Annotated in this window: 19 protein-coding genes and 1 other RNA gene; 12 read left to right on the forward strand and 8 right to left on the reverse strand. The window is 29.1% G+C overall.

The window, feature by feature from the left end:
* Positions 1 to 241: 241 nt before the first annotated feature.
* Both ssrA and BTO04_RS06850 read left to right on the forward strand, forming a co-directional pair.
* Positions 242 to 463: a transfer-messenger RNA gene (gene ssrA, locus BTO04_RS06845) on the forward strand.
* A 91-nt stretch (positions 464 to 554) separates the two neighbouring features.
* Positions 555 to 1637 carry a glycosyltransferase gene (locus BTO04_RS06850; RefSeq protein ID WP_087563792.1) on the forward strand — a complete coding sequence of 361 codons (1083 nt, stop codon included), beginning with the start codon at positions 555 to 557 and terminating at the stop codon, positions 1635 to 1637.
* Here the strand turns inward: BTO04_RS06850 and BTO04_RS06855 are convergent.
* Both BTO04_RS06855 and BTO04_RS06860 read right to left on the reverse strand, forming a co-directional pair.
* Positions 1608 to 2486, reverse strand: a complete 879-nt coding sequence (locus BTO04_RS06855) for a glycosyltransferase family 2 protein (protein WP_087563793.1) — start codon at positions 2484 to 2486, stop codon at positions 1608 to 1610. The two genes, BTO04_RS06850 and BTO04_RS06855, sit on opposite strands and share 30 nt — an antisense overlap.
* Positions 2486 to 3172, reverse strand: a complete 687-nt coding sequence (locus BTO04_RS06860) for a cell division ATP-binding protein FtsE (RefSeq protein ID WP_087563794.1) — start codon at positions 3170 to 3172, stop codon at positions 2486 to 2488. Before BTO04_RS06860 ends, BTO04_RS06855 begins: the two co-directional genes overlap by 1 nt.
* A gap of 162 nt (positions 3173 to 3334) precedes the next feature.
* Here BTO04_RS06860 and BTO04_RS06865 point away from each other — a divergent pair, with 162 nt between their 5' ends.
* Genes BTO04_RS06865 through BTO04_RS06895 form a run of 7 tightly spaced genes read left to right on the forward strand, consistent with a single transcriptional unit; the run spans position 3335 to position 13268 of the window.
* The gene (locus BTO04_RS06865) at positions 3335 to 6397 is read left to right on the forward strand and encodes a tetratricopeptide repeat protein (protein ID WP_087563795.1); all 3063 of its coding nucleotides are present in this window, start codon (positions 3335 to 3337) and stop codon (positions 6395 to 6397) included.
* The gene (locus BTO04_RS06870; protein ID WP_087563796.1) at positions 6397 to 8166 is read left to right on the forward strand and encodes a TonB-dependent receptor; all 1770 of its coding nucleotides are present in this window, start codon (positions 6397 to 6399) and stop codon (positions 8164 to 8166) included. Before BTO04_RS06865 ends, BTO04_RS06870 begins: the two co-directional genes overlap by 1 nt.
* 44 nt (positions 8167 to 8210) lie before the next feature.
* On the forward strand, positions 8211 to 8927 hold the full coding sequence (locus BTO04_RS06875) for a hypothetical protein (protein WP_087563797.1): 717 nt from the start codon (positions 8211 to 8213) through the stop codon (positions 8925 to 8927).
* 60 nt (positions 8928 to 8987) lie between these two features.
* Positions 8988 to 10421 carry a M20/M25/M40 family metallo-hydrolase gene (locus tag BTO04_RS06880; RefSeq protein ID WP_087563798.1) on the forward strand — a complete coding sequence of 478 codons (1434 nt, stop codon included), beginning with the start codon at positions 8988 to 8990 and terminating at the stop codon, positions 10419 to 10421.
* Positions 10422 to 10425: 4 nt separating this feature from the next.
* Positions 10426 to 10788: a MauE/DoxX family redox-associated membrane protein gene (locus tag BTO04_RS06885; RefSeq protein WP_087563799.1), complete on the forward strand. Its 363-nt coding sequence runs from the start codon at positions 10426 to 10428 to the stop codon at positions 10786 to 10788.
* Positions 10785 to 12398 carry an amidohydrolase gene (locus tag BTO04_RS06890; RefSeq protein ID WP_087563800.1) on the forward strand — a complete coding sequence of 538 codons (1614 nt, stop codon included), beginning with the start codon at positions 10785 to 10787 and terminating at the stop codon, positions 12396 to 12398. The genes BTO04_RS06885 and BTO04_RS06890 overlap by 4 nt, the downstream gene beginning before the upstream one ends.
* Positions 12399 to 12440: 42 nt before the next feature.
* Positions 12441 to 13268: an FKBP-type peptidyl-prolyl cis-trans isomerase gene (locus tag BTO04_RS06895; RefSeq protein WP_087563801.1), complete on the forward strand. Its 828-nt coding sequence runs from the start codon at positions 12441 to 12443 to the stop codon at positions 13266 to 13268.
* A gap of 67 nt (positions 13269 to 13335) precedes the next feature.
* On the opposite strand, the gene BTO04_RS06900 is transcribed toward BTO04_RS06895, so the two are convergent.
* The 3 genes from BTO04_RS06900 to BTO04_RS15600 all read right to left on the reverse strand — a co-directional run bounded on the left by BTO04_RS06900 (position 13336) and on the right by BTO04_RS15600 (position 17015).
* The gene (locus tag BTO04_RS06900) at positions 13336 to 16521 is read right to left on the reverse strand and encodes a S41 family peptidase (RefSeq protein ID WP_087563802.1); all 3186 of its coding nucleotides are present in this window, start codon (positions 16519 to 16521) and stop codon (positions 13336 to 13338) included.
* An 87-nt stretch (positions 16522 to 16608) separates the two neighbouring features.
* A complete protein-coding gene (locus BTO04_RS15595) occupies positions 16609 to 16857 on the reverse strand; it encodes a tryptophan synthase subunit alpha (RefSeq protein WP_254712428.1) in 249 nt (82 codons plus the stop codon).
* A 29-nt stretch (positions 16858 to 16886) separates the two neighbouring features.
* A complete protein-coding gene (locus BTO04_RS15600) occupies positions 16887 to 17015 on the reverse strand; it encodes a hypothetical protein (RefSeq protein WP_368356377.1) in 129 nt (42 codons plus the stop codon).
* A 173-nt stretch (positions 17016 to 17188) separates the two neighbouring features.
* On the opposite strand from BTO04_RS15600, the gene BTO04_RS15495 reads away from it, so the two are divergent.
* The 3 genes from BTO04_RS15495 (at position 17189) to BTO04_RS06920 (ending at position 18795) form a co-directional block, all read left to right on the forward strand.
* Positions 17189 to 17341, forward strand: a complete 153-nt coding sequence (locus BTO04_RS15495; protein ID WP_232455966.1) for an FKBP-type peptidyl-prolyl cis-trans isomerase — start codon at positions 17189 to 17191, stop codon at positions 17339 to 17341.
* A 412-nt stretch (positions 17342 to 17753) separates the two neighbouring features.
* The gene (locus BTO04_RS15635) at positions 17754 to 17876 is read left to right on the forward strand and encodes a hypothetical protein (RefSeq protein ID WP_302849208.1); all 123 of its coding nucleotides are present in this window, start codon (positions 17754 to 17756) and stop codon (positions 17874 to 17876) included.
* A gap of 283 nt (positions 17877 to 18159) precedes the next feature.
* Positions 18160 to 18795, forward strand: coding sequence for a TonB-dependent receptor plug domain-containing protein (locus BTO04_RS06920; protein ID WP_087563804.1), 636 nt, complete (start codon positions 18160 to 18162; stop codon positions 18793 to 18795).
* Positions 18796 to 18797: 2 nt separating this feature from the next.
* On the opposite strand, the gene trpA is transcribed toward BTO04_RS06920, so the two are convergent.
* From trpA to BTO04_RS06935, 3 genes are read right to left on the reverse strand one after another with little or no spacing between them, the layout of a single operon-like run.
* On the reverse strand, positions 18798 to 19565 hold the full coding sequence (gene trpA, locus BTO04_RS06925) for a tryptophan synthase subunit alpha (RefSeq protein ID WP_087563805.1): 768 nt from the start codon (positions 19563 to 19565) through the stop codon (positions 18798 to 18800).
* Positions 19566 to 19568: 3 nt separating this feature from the next.
* Positions 19569 to 20753, reverse strand: coding sequence for a tryptophan synthase subunit beta (gene trpB / locus BTO04_RS06930; RefSeq protein WP_087563806.1), 1185 nt, complete (start codon positions 20751 to 20753; stop codon positions 19569 to 19571).
* Between the two features lie 57 nt (positions 20754 to 20810).
* On the reverse strand, positions 20811 to 21518 hold the full coding sequence (locus BTO04_RS06935; protein ID WP_232455967.1) for a phosphoribosylanthranilate isomerase: 708 nt from the start codon (positions 21516 to 21518) through the stop codon (positions 20811 to 20813).
* Positions 21519 to 21536 lie beyond the last annotated feature (18 nt).

Here is a 21536-nt window from a genome sequence, read left to right on the forward strand (position 1 = left end):
AAACCAGTACTTTCCAATGATTTGGAAAGTACTGGTTTTTTCATTTGCAGGATACTTGCAGAATAAGCACCCCCCGTTATTACGAATCAATAGGAAATTATACCGAGGTGAATCAAAATCAATAAAATCCCTAATCAACACTTTAACAGTAGCTTATATTTATAATTTCAATAAATTAAGATAAAATCCTATAGTAAAGATTCGTAATTATTATTTTTTTTATAGATCTCTTTGACATTTTGGGAACGACAGGTTTTGACAACAAGGACAATGAACTTGTAAGCATCGTAAAAGTAAATATAGAAAACTTGAAGCTTTGGCAAGTTTTTGAAACTAAAGAAGATAAGCTAAAATCAGGTTGTTCTTCACCAACTTTTAGTCGAAAATTAAGAAAGAACTAAGTATGTAGAAAGCTTTTTGGCTGCTTGTTTGGACCCGAGTTCGATTCTCGGCGTCTCCACAAATTAAAAAACCTCCAAGTTTGGAGGTTTTTTAATTTTAATAATTTAAGAATGGAGTTTTGTGATTATATTGCAGAAAAACAAGATTAATTAATGAAAATTATAGTTTCTGTAACTAATGATTTATCTACAGACCAACGTGTAGATAAAGTTTGTTCTACATTACAAAAAGAAGGTTATAAAATTGTTCTTATTGGTAGAAAACTTAAAAATAGTACTCCCTTAAATAGAAGTTATAGCACAAAAAGAATTAAATTAATATTTAATAAAGGTTTTTTATTTTATGCTGAATTTAATTTTCGCTTATTTTTTGTTTTACTTTTTTCTAAAAAGGATACACTACTTTCTAATGATTTAGATACTTTGCTTCCAAACTACCTCGTTAGTATTCTTCAAAGAAAAAACATAGTATATGATAGTCATGAGTTGTTTCCAGAAATTCCAGAGTTAGTTCATAAGCCTTTTATAAAAAAATGTTGGTCTACTTTAGAAGCTTGGATACTTCCAAAACTTAAAAACACGTATACTGTTTGTAATAGTATTGCAGAGTTTTATGATAAAAAATATAATTCTAAATTTAAAACTATTCTTAATTTACCCAATAAAAAGGAATTAGAATTCGGTGTTTTTCCATTTAAAACAGCAGGAAAAAAGATTATTATATATCAAGGTGCAGTTAATATAGGTAGGGGTTTAGAGTTAATCATTGACACCATGAAGCTTCTTGATAACTGTATTTTAGTAGTTATTGGTAATGGTGATATTTATGAAACTTTAGTTAAAAAGGTAGGTAACAAAAACTTAAATAATAAAATTCATTTTTTAGGAAAAATTTCTCCAAAAGAATTAAACAAACTAACTCCCTTAGCTAATTTAGGATTAAGTATTGAAGAAGATTTAGGTCTAAACTATAGATTTGCACTACCTAACAAAATATTTGATTACATTCAGGCAGAAGTACCTATTTTGGTTTCTAATTTACCAGAAATGAAACGAATTTCAATAAATTATAAAGTTGGTGAAATTATTAAAAACAGGAAACCAACAGAACTTGCTCAACAAATTGAAAAGTTGTTAGAAAAAGATTTTTCTAATGAATTAAAAAAAGCAAAAAAAGAATTGATTTGGGAGAATCAAGAAGAAAAACTACTTACTATTTTTAAGGATTTTATGTAAATAAGTAAGTCTAAAAAGGTTGTAAAAAAATAATGAAGATTTTTTATCTGCTATTCTCTCAAATATACTGTGAAAAATTGCTAAAAAACTAACAATCTTGTAAGTTTCAAGCTTATAAAACATTTTAGAAATCTGAGTATCTTTTTTTAAAATGTGATTACACATAATTAAATAAGTCAGATTTTCTAATGCCGCTTTTGTTTTGTTTAAAAAATCTTTATTTTCATCAATTCCCAAATGATAAACAGCATTATCTAAATGTTTTATATCAATTCTATTCTTTTTTAATTCTTTAGAAAAGAGCAGATCTTCATATCCATATTTAAGTAAACTTTCATTAAAATTAATAGTGTCAAAAATTATTTTTTTAATTAAAAAGTTAGCAGTAAAAAAATATTTATAGGGTTTTTTTTTTCTTATAAAAACTGGTTTTTCTTCATTCTTTTTACCCATTTTGCATCTAAGTAAACTACAAGTAATATCATTTTCATAAGCAATACCACCTAAATAAATAGGATCATTACCAATCTCCATTTCTTTAACATAGTTACTAATAAAGTTTGTTGACGTTGGAAAAACATCACTATCTAAAAACAACAACCACTTATATTTTGCTTTTTTTGAAAGTAAATTTCTAATTGCACTTCTTCCAATGTTTTCTTTTAATTCAATAAAACTGGAACAAGTTAAAAAATTTATTTCTTGATTATATTTATTAAGTTTTGATTTTGAGCCGTCATCAATACAAATAATTTCAAAAGAAATATTTGATTTAATCAATTGCTCATGCAGTTCTTTTACTAAATTTAAGGAATTATAATTATATGTAGGAATTAACACCGTTAACATTATACAGTAGCTTTTTGTTCTACTTCAAATAACTTACCACCTTCACATTTAATGGTTCTTTGTTTAAACTTAACAATTAACTGATAATCATGAGTTGCCATTAAAATAGTCTTTCCGCTTTTATGAATATCATTTAATAACTCAATAACTTCTAAGGAAGTTTTTGGGTCTAAATTACCAGTTGGCTCATCTGCTAAGATTAATTCTGGATCATTTAATAAAGCTCTAGCAATGGCAACTCTTTGTTGTTCTCCACCAGAAAGTTCAAATGTTTTTTTGTAATATTGAGATTTCATTCCAACTTTATCTAAAACCTCATTAATTTTTTCCTTTATCTTCTCTTTATCTTTCCAACCTGTAGCTTTTAAAACAAACTCTAAATTTCCAAAAACAGTATTATCACTTAATAATTTAAAATCTTGAAATACAATTCCTATTTTTCTTCTTAAAAACGGAATTTCCTTCTCTTTTAATTTCTTTAAATCAAAACCTACAATAGCTCCTGTTCCTCTTTGTAAACTTAAATCTCCATACAAAGTTTTCATTAAGCTACTTTTTCCGCTACCCGTTTTACCAATTAAATAATAAAAATCTCCTTTCTGTATATCTAAATTCACTTTAGACAAGACCAAGTTATCTCTTTGGTAAATATCTGCATTCTCTAATTTTAAGACTGATTCACTCATAAAATAGTAGTTTCTACAAACTTAGAAGTTTCTATTCATTTTTCACTATGAATTGAAAACAATTCTTACTTTTGATATAAATATATTAACATTTTTTACCTCCCCCATCAAACAAAATTTAATATTATTCGTTATTAATTTTGAGTATCAAAAAATAAAAGCATGAAGTTTGGTTTTTTTTTAAAACATTTTTTATCAATTTTTATTTCCTTAACAACAGCATCTAGTTTTTGTCAACAAACTATTATAGATGCTGGCACTTTAACAGGGTATAATAATGCTTTAAAGCTATACAATAATAAAGCGTACTTCGCAGCACAAAAAACATTTATAGCAGTTAAAGATAAATCTTTAGATGGTTCTCATTTAAGATCTGACGCAGCATATTATGATGCAATGTGTGCTATTAAATTAAAACAAACAGGCGCAGACAAAAAAGTAGTAGCTTTTGTTGAAGAAAACCCAAACAGTAATAAAAAAAACAAAGCATATTTTAATGTTGCTAACTATTATTTTGCAAACAAAAAAGCGGCTTATGCATTAAAATGGTTTCAAAAAGTAGCTATAGATCTTCTTTCTGAAGAAAGTAAAAAAGAACTCAATTTTAAAATGGGATATGGTTTTTTAGTAACTAAAAACTTGACTTTAGCAAAAACTAAGTTTTTACCTTTAATAAACGATGCAAAATATGGTAATGATGCTAGGTATTACTATGGTTACATTGCTTATAGATTAGAGGATTATGGAATTGCAGAATCTACTTTAAAGGAAATTGCAGATAATGAATCTTATAAAGCAGAAATTTCATATTATTTATTAGACATTAGTTTTAAATCTGGTAAATTTAATCGTTGTTTAAAAGTTGGTATAGAATTACTTAAAACAAGTAGAAAAAAAGAGGTCTCTGAAATTTCTAAAATTATTGGTGAGAGTTATTTTAACTTAAAAAAATACGCAGAAGCAACGCCGTACTTAAATGCCTATAAAGGTGAAAAAGGAAAGTGGAATAATACAGATTATTATCAATTAGGGTATGCATATTATATGCAAAATGATTTTGAAAATGCAGTAAGAAATTTCAATAAAATTATTGATGAAAATAATAATGTTGCTCAAACTGCGTACTATCATCTCGGTGAATGTTACCTTAATTTAGAACAAAAAGCGGAAGCATTAAATGCTTTTAAGTCTGCTAGCGAAATGAATTTTAATAAAGAAATTAAAGAAGATGCTGCTTTAAATTACGCTAAATTAAGTTATGAAGAAGGAAACCCTTTTAAAAGTGTTGCTGATGTTTTACAAGATTATTTAAAAACCTACCCTAAGTCTAAAGCTTATGAAGAAATTAATGAATTGGTTGTTTCCTCCTTTATTCACCAACAAGATTATGAAGGTGCGTTAACTTTTTTGAGGAAAAGAAAGTCTAAAGAAAACATCGCTTTGGCTTTAGAAGTTTCTTTATATAGAGGAATTCAATTATTTAATGAGAGAAAATTAACAGAAGCGCTTTCTTTTTTTACAGACAGTAAGAGGTCTGAAAATTCAGAAATAAATAAAAAAGCACACTATTGGGAAGCTGAAACGACTTACAGATTACAAAACTATAAAGAGGCATTAACGAAGTTTATCACCTTAAAAAAGTTTCAAGAAAACGATTCTGAAAAGGTATTCTCTTTAATTGATTATACTATTGGGTACACTCATTTTAAACTTAAAGAATACAATAAAGCTACTTTAGCTTTTAATGATTTTCTAAATAAAAGCGATATCGAAAATGCTATTAAAAATGATGCTCTAATTCGTTTAGGTGATAGCTATTTTGCAACAAGAAATTATAGAAAAGCCATAGAGCCTTACAAAAAAGTAGTTAATGAACTTGGAGCTGAATCTGATTATGCACAATATCAAATAGGAATTAGCTATGGATTTTTAGAGAACAATGATTTAAAAATTGAAGCATTAAAATCTGTTGTAAACGATTATCCAATTTCTTTATTAAAAGATGATGCATTGTATCAATTAGCAAATACATACACAGCTATTAAAGATCATAAAAATGCACACCTTGCTTATGATAGGTTATTAGAAAAACACCCAAAAAGCATCTTTCTACCTAAAGCTTTAGTACGCCAAGGTTTATTGTATTATAATGATAATCAAAATGAAAAAGCGTTAGAAAAATACAAACAAACTACAAGTCAATTTCCAAATTCTACAGATGCTTTTGAAGCAGTTGCAAATGCAAGAAAAATTTATATTGACAAAGGTGATTTAGATGAGTATGTTAGTTGGATGAGCACATTAAAATTTATTAATGTTACCAATTCCGACTTAGACAACACCACTTTTGCTGTTGCAGAAAAAAAATATTTTGAATCTAAAGATACTGATGTTATTGTTAGTCGCTTATTTAATTATACAAGAAGTTTTCCTGATGGAATTCATAAACTGAAAGCCAATTTTTATTTAGCTGAAACCTTATTTAAAGTAAAAGAATTCAAGAGAGCAATTGATCATTATAAAGTTGTTTTAGAAAAAGAACAAAATGATTTTAGCGAAGAATCTCTTAGTAAATTATCTCAAATTTATTTACAAAAAAACGAGTTTGATAATGCACTTCCTTTATTAGACAGACTAGAGCAAGAAGCTTATTCTAAAGAAAATGTGCTCTTTGCTCAAAGTAATTTAATGAAAGGATATTATGAAACTGAAGCTTATGATTTTGCTATCGCATATGCTAAAAAAATAGTGCAAAAAGACAAATTAGAAAGTAGTTTAGAATATGATGCAAAAACTACTATTGCACGTGCTTCTTTTAAAACTGATGATTTAATTACTGCTGAAGAATTTTATATTGAAATAGAAAGAAATGCAACTGGAGAATTAAAGGCAGAGTCTTTATACTTTAACGCATTCTTTAAAAATCAGCAAAAAGAATATTTAAAATCTAATAAAATAGTTCAGAAATTAATAGCTAATTACTCTGCTTACAAATATTGGGCAGTGAAAAGTTATGTAATAATGGGTAAAAATTATTACGGTTTAAAAGATGTTTATCAAGCTACTTTTGTATTGGAAAACGTTATCAAAAATTTTAATCAATTTGAAGATATAATTAAAGATGCACAAACAGAACTTGATGAAATCAAAGAAAACGAAGCCAAAACAAATAATTCTGTAATACCTAAAAAAGCAGAAGTAATCCAAAAAGAAACTAAAAATTAATGAAAAAAGGCTTCACCATATTTTTAATTCTATTAGCATATTTATCTACAAATGCTCAAAAAAAGAATGTAGAAAAAGCTAAAGACACTGTAAAAACCGAGGTTGTAATTGTTGTTACAAAATACAATCCTGAAATTGCAGATGCAAAAAAAATTAAAAAAAATCCTACAATAAAACTTCTTAAAAAAAGTGAAAAGAAAAAACTAGAATATACAATTTACGCCGCTCCCGTGGCTTCTACTTTTATACCAAAAAGTGGTTCAGTAAAAGGAATTGACGTTGGTATAAAAGAGCGTATATATAACAATTATATTGCTGCTGGCTTTGGGAATTATACAACACCTTTCTTTGAAACCTACTTACAACATAGTACACGTTTTGAAAATGAATTTGGATTTTCTGCGAAATACTTTTCTTCTTTAGATAATATAAAAAATACTACTTTAAATAGTAACTATTCAAACTTTAATGCAAGTGTTTTTTACAAACAAGAAGACCGTTATTTTGATTGGAAGGTAAGTTTAAATTCAGAAAGAAATAAATACAACTGGTATGGGTTACCAGAAACTGCTTTTAATAAAACAACCATAAACGCTATCAATGAAGAGCAAACTTATAATTATTTTGAATTAAATGGCGAGTTCAATTTTATAGATTCCTATATCGATTCTAGTAAATTATCTATTTCATATTATACTGATGCTTATAAAAGCACAGAAATACTTGCCAATTTTGATACAAGACTAGACTTCCCTTTAAGTTTTATAAAAAACAATTTAAATAATATTGCCATTAAAACGGGGGTAGAATTTTTAAAAGGAGAATTTAAGAATAGTTATAAGGATGAAAACCCTGTAAAATATTCAATTATTACAGCCAAAGTACATCCAGAATATAAATTAGCTTATAAAGATTTCACGCTAAAAGCAGGGGCTAAAATCTTTGTTTCGCTAGACTCAGAAAATGATGCAACAAACTTTTTTGTATTCCCAAATATAATTGCACAGCAGCCTATTGTGAAAAAATACTTAAATATTTATGGCGGATTTTCTGGAGATTTACACACAAATACTTATAAGAGTTTTACTGAAGAAAACCCCTATGTTTCACCAACCTTATTTATTACTCAAACAGATGAAAAATCGAATTTCTTCATCGGTTTTAATGGTAAAATAACAAACGACATTAGTTATAATTTAAAAGTAAGTGCTAAAAGCGAAGAAGACAAACCGTTATTTCTGCGAAATAATTCAAAATCTGACGGAACAACATCCAATGCAAATAGTATTCCTTTAAAAGGGTATGAATATGGAAATTCATTTAGTGTTTATTATGATGATGTAAAAACCAATTCCTTATTTGCAGAATTAGAATATGAATTCACAAAAAGCATCACTTTTGGAACTAATTTTAATTATAATGATTACACCACAACAAATGCTTTAGAAAAATGGAATTTACCAGCATTAGAAGCTTCTTTTTTCGGAAAATATAAAAAGGAGAAATGGTATGCAACAACCAATATTTTTTATGTTAGTGAAAGAAAAGATGGCGTATATAATGCCCAATTTCCTTCAAGTTTCAAAGGTATAGAAACGATTAACTCTTATATTGATGTAAACCTAAATGGAGGCTATAATTTTAACGACAAATTAGCTGCTTTCTTAAAATTGAATAACATTTTAAATAATGATTACCAACGTTTTGCTAATTTTACAGTTCAAGGTTTTCAAGTTTTAGGAGGAATTACTTATAAGTTTGATTTTTGATATTTTTTACATAATTGAAAATTCACTTTTATTATATTTACTACATGTATTATTACTTAATTATTGCACTTCAGGTTTTTTGTTTTTATCATGTTTATAAAAACAAAAACGATTACTATTGGTATTTTATCATCTTTTTTATCCCTTTAATTGGTGGGTTAATTTATGTTTTTACACAAGTAATTAATAAAAATGATGTTGCTACAATAACCGAGGAAATTACCACAATAATAAATCCTACTAAAAAAATAAAGAATTTAGAACATGCATTAGAGTTCTCAAATACTTTCCAAAATAAAATTAATCTTGCTGATGCATATTTAGAAAACAAAGAGTATAACAAGGCCATTTTAAACTACGAGAGCGCATTAGAAAGTAATTTTAAAGAAGATCCTTACACCTTAAATAAATTAATAAAGTGCTATTTTGAAGTTGAAAATTTCGAAAAAGTTATTGAAAATTCAAGAAAAATAAATATCGCTAAAGATTTTGAAGAAACCCTTAATTATTATGGTTTAGCACTAGAAGAAAAAGGTGATTTTGAAGAAGCAGAAATTCAGTTAAGAAAAACAGATAAAAGATACTCTAATTATAATGAAAGGTTGGCTTTGTCAAAATTTCTAATTAGAAGAAATAAAAAGATGGAGGCAAAAGAAATTTTGCAAGAAATTATTTTAGAAACAAAAACGATGACTTCTGCTAATAAGAAAAAATATAAGCTCGTAATTTTAGAAGCAGAAAAAACAAAAAACCAATTATAATTACTTAACAAATTTCTAATTTCATTTTTGTAGATTTATAAAATCTAATTCAACTACAAAATGAAAAAAATAATACTCTTACTTTCAATTTTCATATCAATTATTTCTTGTAATAAAAAACAAATAAATCTAATTGATGCTACTCAATTCTCATCAGAAGAAAAAATTGACTCAACAAATATTAAACAATTCTTTAATAGTGTTTTAACTGAAGGAAAATCTTACGAATGGTTAAGGGATTTAACTTCAAATATTGGCGGACGTTTATCTGGTTCTCCAGAAGCAGCAAAAGCTGTTATTTGGGGAGAAAAATTAATGAAAGAAGTGGGTTTAGATTCTGTTTGGTTACAACCAGTTATGGTGCCACATTGGGTTCGTGGAGAAAAAGAAACAGCTAGATATACCACAAATGGAATAGAAAAAAATGTACCAATTTGTGCATTAGGCTTTTCTGTTGCAACTCCAAAAGAAGGCCTCTTAGCTGAAGTTTTAGAAGTAAAAAGTTTAGAAGAAGCAAAGTCTCTAGGAAACAAAATGAAAGGAAAAATTGTATTTTTTAATCGCTCATTTGACAATACATTAATAAATACCTTTAAAGCTTACGGTGGTTGTGTAGACCAAAGAGTACAAGGAGCTGCAGTTTGTGGAGAATTTGGCGCAAAAGGAGTTATTGTGCGTTCAATGACAAATAGAGTTGATGACTATCCTCATACAGGAACCATGTTTTATGGAGATTTACCAAAAGAAAAACACATTCCAACTGCTGCAATTAGTTCTAGAGCTGCAAATATTTTAAGTGCCGACTTAAAGAAAAACCCAACGCTAAAATTTTACTTCAAGCAAAGTTGTAAAACCTTACCAGACGCTCCTTCATTTAATGTTGTTGGAGAAATAAAAGGTACTGAAACTCCAGAAAATATTATGGTTGTTGGCGGACATTTAGATTCTTGGGATTTGGCTGAAGGTGCTCATGATGATGGAACTGGAATTGTACAATCTTTAGAAGTTGCTTATTTATTTAAAAAGAATAACATCAAACCAAAAAACACATTGCGAGTTATCTTTTTTATGAATGAGGAAAACGGAACAAGAGGTGCAAAAAAATATGCAGAATTAGCAAAATTAAATAAAGAAAACCATATTGGAGGTTTAGAATCTGATGCTGGAGGCCATACTCCAAGAGGTTTTTCTATTGATGCAAACGCAGTAAATACAACTCTTTTACAAAGCTGGAAAAAACTATTATCTCCTTATGGCTTACATGATATTGATAAAGGTGGAAGTGGCGCAGATATTAGCCCGTTAAAAGGAGAAAACGTAACCCTTGTTGGTTACAGACCAGATTCTCAACGTTATTTTGATTATCATCACACAAGTACAGATACGTTTGATAAAGTAAATAAACGTGAACTAGAGTTAGGAAGTGCATCTATGACAAGTATTATTTATTTGATGGATAAATATTTATATAGTAATTCTCCTATAAAACCTTAATCTAGTGGATATTTTAATCCTAATTCTTAGAATTATTTTTGGCGTATTTTTTACTTATGCAGGATTTATGCATTTTAAAAAACCAAAATTTTTCAATGGATTTATTCCACATTTCTTACCAAAATTAGCTACAAACTATGTCTTCGGTTTTATTGAGTTCGTCTTAGGAATTAGTATCTTTTTTAATCAAACAGCAAAAAATGCAGCAGTAGGCATTTTTATTTTAATGACTCTATTTTTACCAATTCACATTTTAGATGTCACAAAAAAGCAACCAGTAATTGGTTCTAAAAAACTAGCTATTATCAGAATTCCACTTCAATTTTTATTGATGTATTTATCATATTTAATCTATATAAGCATATGAAAAACGTACTATTAGTTGTTTTATTTTCAACTTTCTTTATTTCTTGTAAAAAAGAAAAAGCAGACTTAATTGTTATCAATTCCAACACCTATACTGTTAATGATAACTTTGAGAATACAGAAGCGTTTGCAATCAAAGACGGAAAATTTATTGCAGTTGGCACTTCTAAAGAAATACAAGCTAATTATAAATCAAAAAACACAATTGATGCAAAAGAACAAACAATTGTTCCTGGTTTAATTGATGCACATTGTCATTTTTATAGAATGGGATTACAGCAACAAAAAGTATCGTTAGAAGGCACAAAAAGTTATGATGAAGTGCTAGATAAAATTATCGCTTTTCAAAAAGAAAAAAACCTTACTTTTATTTCAGGACGTGGCTGGGATCAAAACGATTGGGAAGTAAAAGAGTTCCCAACAAAAGAGAAATTAGACAAATTATTCCCTACAATTCCTGTTGCTGTTGGCAGAGTTGATGGTCATGCTCTATTGGTAAATCAAGCAGCCATTGATGTATCAGGAATTACAAAAGACACCAAAGTTTCTGGAGGAGAAATAATCATCAAAAACGGAAAAATGACAGGTATTTTAATTGATTCAGCCATGGATTTTATTAAATTTCCTGAAACTTCAAATCAAGACGCAATTAAAGGTTTATTAGCTGCACAGAAAATTTCGTTTTCTTATGGCTTAACAACAGTTGATGATGCTGGTTTAGATAGAAACACAATAGAATTAATTGATGATTTACAGAAATCAAACGATTTAAAAATGCGTATTTACGCAATGGTTTCTGCTGATGATCAAGCGCAAATTAATTACTATATAAACAAAGGAATTACAAAAACGGACCGATTAAATGTGCGTTCTTTTAAAGTGTATGGTGATGGGGCTTTAGGATCAAGAGGAGCTGCAATGCGTGAACCTTACTCAGATAGAGAGAATCATTTTGGAGCTTTAATTTATGCTCCAGAAAGATATGAAGAAATTGCCAAACAGATTGCTGCATCAGAATTTCAAATGAACACTCATGCTATTGGAGATTCTGCTAATACTTGGATGTTAAAAACCTATCAAAATGTTTTAAAAGACAAAACAAATAGACGTTGGCGTATTGAACATGCTCAAATTATATCCTCTAAAGATTTTCAAAATTTTGATAATATTTTACCTTCTGTTCAACCAACTCATGCAACTTCAGATATGTATTGGGCAGAAGATCGAATTGGAAAAGACAGAATGAAAGGAGCTTATGCTTTTAAAGAGTTATTAAATAAATATGGAAAAATTGCTTTAGGAACAGATTTTCCTGTAGAACAAGTAAATCCATTTTTAACATTTTATGCTGCTACCATCAGAAAAGACATCAATAATTATCCAGAAAACGGATTTCAAATGGAAAATGCTTTAAGTAGAGAAGAAACCTTAAAAGGAATGACAATCTGGGCTGCATTTTCTAATTTTGAAGAAGAAGAAAAAGGGAGTATTGAAGTTGGTAAATTTGCAGATTTTATAATTCTAAATCAAGATATTATGCAAGTTAATGGAAATGAGATTCCAAAAACAAAAGTAATTTCTACTTATGTAAATGGAGAAAAGGTTTATTAAAATTATAAAAGTATATTCGCCAATAATTTTAAAAAACATAAAATGAAATCTTACATAACATTAATTTTTACACTATTACTTTTTGTTTCGTGTTCTATTGAAAATGAACCAAGTTTTACACCGCAAACAGAAGCCGATATCTTACAATATATTGAAGACAACAATTTAACTGCAACAAAAACCGATTCCGGATTATATTATGTTATTAATAATGAAGGTACGGGAACGAGACCAACTGAGAACTCTGTTGTAAATATTACCTATGAAGGATATTTTTTAGATGGAACTATTTTTGAACAAAGTGAATCTGGTGCAATACTTGAATTGACTGAAGTAATAAATGGCTTAAAAGAAGGTCTTCAACTCTTTAAAGAAGGTGGAGATGGTATTTTATTAATTCCATCTGATTTAGCTTATGGAGCAAATGGATATAATTCTATTCCAGGAGGAGCTGTGTTAGTCTTAAATATAAAACTAACAGAAGGTGATTATGCCGCTCAAAATGAAATTGATATTTTAAAATATATTGAAGACAATAATTTAAGTGCTACTAAAACTGATTCTGGATTGTACTATATTATTAATAATGAAGGTACGGGAACTAGACCAACAAATATGAATAATGTAACTGTTGCCTATAAAGGATATTTTTTAGATGGAACTGTCTTTGACGAAAGTAGTTCTAATGGAGTTGCATTTGGTTTGAATCAGGTAATTAAAGGTTGGACAGAAGGTATTCAGTTATTTAAAGAAGGTGGAGATGGAGTTTTATTAATTCCTTATCAATTAGGTTATGGAGTATATGGAAGTAGTTCTATTCCTGGTTGTGAAGTCTTAGCTTTTGATGTGAAATTAATAAGTGTAAATTAAAGACACTTACAAATCATAAAAAAGGCGAAACTTAGTAAGTTTCGCCTTTTTTTAATTCTAGATTACTCTATTTAATATCTTGTAGTAAAACGTGCACAGCTTTTTTAAGCTGATCATCTTCTCCTCTCGCTTTCCAACCTGGTTTATTGGTTACTAAATAATCTGGCACTGCAGGACCATGTTCCATATTCATTCCAGATTCTTTTACATACCAAGCTCTAAATGGCATTCTTATATAACCATCTTGTAAACGATGTCCTCCTGTAGAAATTACAGCTCCAAAAGTGGGCTGTCCAACTAACTTTCCTAATTTTAAACTCTTAAAAGCGTGTGCAAAAATTTCTGCATTTGAATAGCTACTCTCATTGGCTATAGCCACTAAAGGTTTTGTGTTTACAGATAAAATTGCTCTCTCGTTAAATGGGTAATTTCCTTTATATTTTTCATTATTTTTCTGAAGATTATCTGTTGCTCCTCTTGGAACCGTATAGGCATGCTGTTGATACGTTAACACCGCCATTAAGCGATCAGTAGTCCAACCACCACCATTATTTCTAACATCAATAACAATTCCTTTTTTACCGTAACCACTCGCTTTTAACTCGCGTTCAAAACGCTCAAAACTTGGTAAATTCATTCCTTGAATATGAATATATCCTAATTGTCCATTTGAATATTCTTCGACTAACTTTTTACGAGAATTCACCCATTCTTCATACAGTAAACTTCTAATGGTTTCTGTGGAATCTGTTCTAACAACAACTTCTTTTTTACTCGCTAAAGTCAACAAAATTTCGTTTCCAGAAGTATTCTTTAAAAGGCTATAAAAATTGGTAGTTTTCTCAATCTTTTTTCCATTTACAGCGGTAATCACATCGCCAATATTTAAAGAAACATTTGTTTTTGTGGATGCTGAATTTGGTAAGATAAAATTAATTCTAACGCCATTATTCACATTAGAAACATCCAATCCTAATAAACCAACTTTATCACTATACGTATCTTCTAGAGTGCTTCCTCGAAACCCCATATGACTTGCATTTAATTGCCCCAACATATTATTAAACATAAAAGAATAATCTTGTTTTGTGGACGCTGCTAAAACCCAAGGTCGATATCTTTTTACAATCTTGTCCCAGTTATAACCATGATATTTAGGATCATAAAAACCCGCAGTTATTGCTCTCACCCCTTCTTCAAAGATTTGCTCGTTTAGTTTTTGAAAATCTGTTGTGTAGGTTGCTGAATGTGAAAATGATGTAACTTTATCGCTTTTTAAAATTAGTGATTTTAATTTTCCTTTTGATGCATAATATAAAGTTCCTTTATTTAAACTGTAACTACCAACATCAGAAACATCTTTCACTTCTTTTGGAGTTCCACCAGTTATTTCAACTTTATAATACCCATTTTTATTCGTTGCTGGGTTTGTAGCTGAGACATAAACACTTTTACTATCTGCACTAAATAATGTTCCACCTTCGTTACCTGCCCAACTGGTTAATTGCACTAATCGGTCATAAATTTTATCTTCATCTATACTTACAACTACTTTTTCTTCTGCTTTTTCTTCTGCTTTTTTATCCTTAGATTTTTCTTCTTTTTTGGGTTGATAATAATCGCCCTCTTTAAAGTCTGCTTTGGTCTTTTCCCAATCTGATTTCTGCAACCAAACCATCCAAGTATCAAAATTAACACCACCTCTATCTCCTGCTCTATTGGAAACAAATGAAAGTTTTTTTCCATCAGGACTCCAAACCGGAGAAGAATCTGACCTTGGGTGCATAGAAACATTCATTTTATTAGAAGGGTTTTCTATCGATTGAATATAAATTTCGCTGTCGAAATCTAAATCTTGTTGAGAATAAGCAATGTATTTACTATCTGGACTCCAAGAAACATCATTTGCAGCTGCCCAAGAATCTGAATAGCTTTTCGGTTTTACTATTTTACTGTCTTTTAAGTCCGCAATAACTAATTCTCCTCTACCAACTCTGTAAGATATTTTCATTCTATCCGGAGATAATAAAGGCTCAAAAACATCTGTTTTACTTTTTGTTAATTGCGTAACTTTCGTTTTTAAACTTCTGTTTAATTGTACCTTTTCATCAGTAGATTCTACTTTAAAAAATTCATTTTGTCCATTTCTATCTGATAAAAAACCTAGCGTATTATCATCAATCCAAAACGGATTGTCATCTCTAAAAGGATGATTACTAACATTATTTGTTTTCGTTTTATCCTTATTATTTTCTTTGACAAAAATTTCACCATTGATACTTAGTGCTATCAGTTTTCCGTCTGGAGAAACACTTAAATTACTAATAGCATCAGCTACTGTTTTTGTTTCTTCTAACTCAAATCTATTGTCCGTTGATAAATTTAAATTTAGCTTTTTAGAAACACTATTTTGAAGTTTAAAAACATCAACCCCGCTATTGTAAATAATTGTTCCATTATTACTAACCGTAAACGAAGAGACACCACTAACATTTAAATTTGTCAATTGGTTTTCAGCACCGCTTTTTGTTCCATCAGCATTTAATGAAGTCTTATAAATATTATATCGACCACTTTCTGAACTTACATAATATAAGGTATTATCTGCGTCCCAAAGAGGTGTATGATCGTTCTTTTTACTCGTTGTTATTTGATGATATTCTTTTGATTTTAAGTTGTAAATCCAAATATCTCTTTGTGCAGGACCGTTATAATCTTCTCTAGAAATTCTACAAGTTCCTTTCACAAAAGCTACAAAATTTCCGTTTGGCGAAACTGCAGCTTGACTTCCTAAAGCCGTCATAAACCGATTAGGAGTTTCGCCATTTTCATCAATCCCGTAGATTGAAGGTTCGCGCTCTGTTCCCTTAAAAATTCTATTGCTAGAAAAAATGATCTTTCCATTAGAATCCCAATCACTTGGTGTATCTATAGATGGGTGATATGTTAATTGCATTGGAACACCTCCATTTAAATCAGTCTTAAAAATATTGGCACTACCTCTTCTATTAGACGTAAATACTAACTGATTACTTTTAGAATTCCAAATAGGATTGCTTTCATACCCTTGATGAATTGTTAACCTATTTGTTTGATTTGTTGCCAAATTAAGAACCCAAATATCACCATGATAACTGAAAGCCATTTTAGAAGCATCGGGACTTATAGATGGCATTCTTATTAAGGTGTTTTGCGCAATTAAAAAAGTAGCACTGAACAAAACTGCGAAAAGTAGTAAAGCTTTTTTAGTCATTGTGTTTGGTTTTAAACAACTAAGTTAAACTTTCTTAAACTATTTAATGTTAATTCAAAGCCCCTTTAAGATAATTTCAATAAATCCTTAACTAGTTATCGGTTTTATAAAATCGTTAATTTGTTCGGCACCATTCTTACCTAAATCTTTTATAAAAGCAGAGCCAATAATAGCTCCATTTGCATAATTACAAGCAGTATTAAAGGTGTTTTTATCTGAAATACCAAAACCTATAATCAATTTACTTTGTAAATTCATGGCTTTTATTCTTTCAAAGTATTCAATTTGATTATTTGAAATCTCCCCTTTTGCAGCGGTAATAGATGCAGAAGCCACTACATAAATAAATACCTTTGAAAAAGAGTCTATTTTTTAATTCTATCTGCGGATGTATGAGGTGTAATTAAAAACACATTTTTTAATCCGTATTTCTTAAATAATTCTTGGTAGTGGATTTCAAACTCTACCATCGGTAAATCAGGAATTATTAATATATCTGTTCTACAAACTACTGCTTTTTGACAAAATTTTTCTTTACCGTATTTTAAAAGTTAGTTCAAATATCTCAATAAAACGAACAGAAGGTGATTATGCAGTTCAAAATGAAATTGATATTTTAAAATATATTGAAGACAATAATTTAAATGCTACTAAAACTGATTCTAGATTGTACTATATTATTAATAAGGAAGGCACAAGAACCAGACCAACAAATACGAATAATGTAACTGTTGCCTATAAAGGATATTTTTTTAATGGAACTGTCTTTGACGAAAGTGCTTCTAATGGAGTAGATTTGGTTTTAATCAAGGAATTATAAGTTAGACAGAAGGTATTCCGTTATTTAAAAAAGGTGGAGATGGTATTTTATTAATTCCTTATCAATTAGGTTATGGAATATATAGAAAAAGTTCTATTCTTAGTTGTGAAGTCTTAGCTTTTCATATGAAATTAATATACTCACAAATTATAAAAAAAACAACTTTATAATTTTGACACTATTTCACCATCTATTCAGCCAATTCATGCTGTTTCAGACATATCTTGGACAGAAGATCAAATTAAAAAAGACCGAATGAAGGCAGCTTATGCTTTTAAAAATTTATTAATAAAGATTTGGTGAAATTGATTTAGTAACAGATTTCCCATAGAACAGGTAAATTGATTTAGCAACATTTTATGCAGCTACCATCAGAAAAGGTATCAATAACTATCCGGAAAATAGATTTAAAATGGAAAACCCCTTAAGTAGAGAAGAAACCTTAAAAGGAATGACAATCTGGCTGCTGGCACTAATTTTGAAGAAGAAGAAGAAGAAGAAGAAGAAGAAGAAAAAGGTAGTATTGAGTTGGTAAGTTTGCTGATTTTGTAATTTTATAATTTTGTGATTTTGTGATTTTGTGATTTTGTGATTTTAAATCAAGAGGCTATAAAAATTAATAGAAATGAGGTTCCAAAAACAATATCAGTTTCAACATTTTTAAATGGGAAAAGGTAAATTAGTCATAGAAAAAAATTAACAAAAACTTAATTACTGTTTTAATAAAAACTATTAATAAATTGTTAACTTTATTTCTAGATAACCATTCTAAAATAATAGGAATTATTTCTGATGAATAACCTAAAAAATAAACCGCTATGAAAACAATAAAAAAATTATTTCTTTTAGTATTAATTTTATTCACCGTTAATATTTTTTCTCAAAAAAAAACTCCAAAAGAAGTTATTAAGTTAACAGTTTTAGTAAAAGATGGTGAAGGTAAACCGATTCCTGGTGCTCTTATTTTAATAGATAATATTAAACAAGCAAGAGTTGCAAATTCAGCTGGTTATTTTAAAATAAAACTACAAAAAGCACCAAAAGAAATTACAGCTTTCTCTCCTTTACTAGGTGCAAAGAGTGTAAAGTATGATGGTAAAAATTCTATAATCATTAACATCACAAAAAACTCTAATAATTATGTGTCAGATACTAATTATGAAAAAATAGTAGATCCAATCCAATTCAGAAATATTTATGATTATTTAAGAGGTAAAGTTTCTGGCGTTAATATTACTTCCACAAATGTAATATCAATAAGAGGTAATTCATCATGGAGTGGCAGCAGATCACCATTATTTATATTAAACGGCGTTCCAGTAGATGAAGATACATTTGGAGCTATTGTTCCAACTACTATAAAAACCGTTAAAATTTTAAAAGGTCCTGAAACCGCAATTTACGGCTTACGCGGAGCCAATGGTGTTATTGAAGTTGTTACCACAATAAACTAGAATTAATTTAAAATTGGTGAGATAAAATCATCCACCTTTTTTGTGCCTTTTTTTCCTAAATATTTTATAAAAGCAGAACCAATTATAGTTCCATTTGCATATTTACATGCAGTAGTAAATGTTTGCTTATCTGAAATTCCAAACCCTATAATTAACTTACTTTGTAAGTTCATATTTTTTATTCTTTCAAAATAAGCAATTTGATTATTAGAAATATCTCCTTTTGCACCAGTAATAGATGCAGAAGCTACCACATAAATAAATGCTTTTGAATAAGAATCTATCTTTCTAATTCTTTCATCTGAAGTATGAGGAGTGATTAAAAAAACATTTGTAATTCCGTATTTATCAAATAAATATTGATAATGATTTTCAAATTCTACCATTGGTAAATCTGGAAGAATCAGCGTATCAATTCCACATTCTACAACTTTTTTACAGAACTTATCTTCACCATATTTTAGCATCTGATTTAAATACCCCATTAAGACCAATGGTGTTTTATTGGTGTCTTTAATCATCATTAATTGCTCAAAAATGATATCTAAGTTAACTCCATTTTCTAATGCTTTCTGACTACTATCTTGTATCGTAGGTCCATCTGCCAAAGGATCTGAATAAGGCAAACCTACTTCAATAAAATCTACGCCACTTTTTTCTAATGCTGAAATTACTTTAGTCGTATCATTTAACTTTGGATAACCACAAGTAAAATAGATAGATAATAAATTTTCACCTTTCTTCTGAAATAATTCTTGAATTGAATTCATAACCTAGTCTTCTAAATATTTTGTATAAATTTCTAAATCTTTGTCTCCTCTACCCGATAAATTAACCACTACAACTTGATCTTTTTTAAATTTTATTTTTGGCAAAACAGCCAATGCATGAGCCGTTTCTAAAGCAGGAATAATTCCTTCTATCTTCGTCAATTCAAAAGCTGCATCTAACGCTTCTTGATCTGTTGCACTCATAAATTTTGCTCTACCAATTTCATACAAAAAAGCATGCAAAGGCCCAACTCCAGGATAATCTAATCCTGCAGAAATAGAGTAAGGCTCAACTATTTGCCCATATTCATCTTGCATTAAAATAGTTTTACTTCCATGAATTATACCAACTTCCCCTAATTGAGAAGTTGCAGCACTTTCTCCAGAATTGACTCCTAAACCTGCTGCTTCAACAGCAATTAATTCTACATCTTCATCATCTAAATAGTGATAAAAAGCACCAGCAGCATTAGAACCTCCTCCAACACAAGCAATAATTGTATCTGGATTTTCTTTTCCTGTCTTCTCTTTTAATTGCCATTTTATTTCTTCAGAAATAATAGCTTGTAAACGTGCTACCATATCTGGATGCGGTGCAGGACCAACAACAGAACCGATTAAGTAAAAAGTTTCTGGATGCTGAATCCAATAACGAATTGCTTCGTTTGTTGCATCTTTAAGGGTTTTAGAACCACTGGTTGCAGGCACTACTTTTGCTCCTAACATTTTCATTCTAGTAACATTTGGTGCCTGACGCACGATATCTTTTTCACCCATAAAAACAGTACATTCCAGTCCCATTAATGCGCAAACTGTAGCTGTTGCAACTCCGTGTTGCCCAGCACCTGTTTCAGCAATAATCTTAGTTTTACCTAACTTCTTAGCAATTAAAATCTGACCAACAGTATTGTTAATTTTATGCGCACCGGTATGACATAGGTCTTCGCGTTTTAAATAAACGTGAGCACCATATTTTTCTGATAATCTTTTTGCTAAATATAAAGGTGTTGGTCTACCAACATAATCTTTTAGCAATGATTTATATTCTGTCTGAAACTCTTCTGATTCGATAATTTGGATGTAATTATCTGCTAATTCTTTTACATTCGGGTACAATAATTCTGGAATAAATGCGCCTCCAAATTGTCCAAAATATCCGTTTTCATCTGGGTGAAATTTTGATTTCATATTTTCTAATATTCTTTCATTGCAAAGAACGAAACAATCTCTTAATTAATAAGTAGATTACTTCACTATGTTCGTAATGACGTTCTTTTTAAACTCTTTTAATTCTTCTATTTTCTTTACTCCTGGCTTACTTTCAAACTTACTATTTACGTCTAATGCATAAATAGGTAAATTAGATTTCATTATTTTTTGAACCTCTTCAACATCTTCTAACCCGATTCCTCCACTTAAAAAGAAAGGTTTTTTAAAAGGATAATTTCCTAAAACAGACCAATCGAATTTTGTTCCATTCCCTCCTCTTTCTTTTCCTTTTGTATCAAACAAAAAGAAATCTACAACCTCTAAATAAGGTTTTAAAACATCAAAATTGAATTCATCTTTAATTCCAAAAACTTTGATGATTTCAACTTTTTCATCAGATAGTAAATGTTGATTTTTTTTCTTTTTTATCTGCTTATTTTCTTCAATAAACAACGCTCTTCTTTCTGCTAACTGGCTTTCTAAATCTTTAATATATTTTACAGATTCATCTCCATGTAATTGAATTGCATCTAGTTGATATTCTTCTACTAAAGAAATTACAATTTCTGGATATTCATTAACAAAAACACCTGCTTTTTTTATTGATTTTGGAAGTTCTGGAATAATACCTTCAAAATTTCTTTTTGACTTTTCGTAGAAAATAAACCCCAAATAATCGGGATGCAATGCTGCAACTTCCTGGATATTTGCCACATATTTCATTCCACAAACCTTAAGCTTCATTCTTTTTATGGTTTAATA

This window comes from Polaribacter sp. SA4-10, assembly GCF_002163835.1.
Lineage (GTDB): Bacteria > Bacteroidota > Bacteroidia > Flavobacteriales > Flavobacteriaceae > Polaribacter.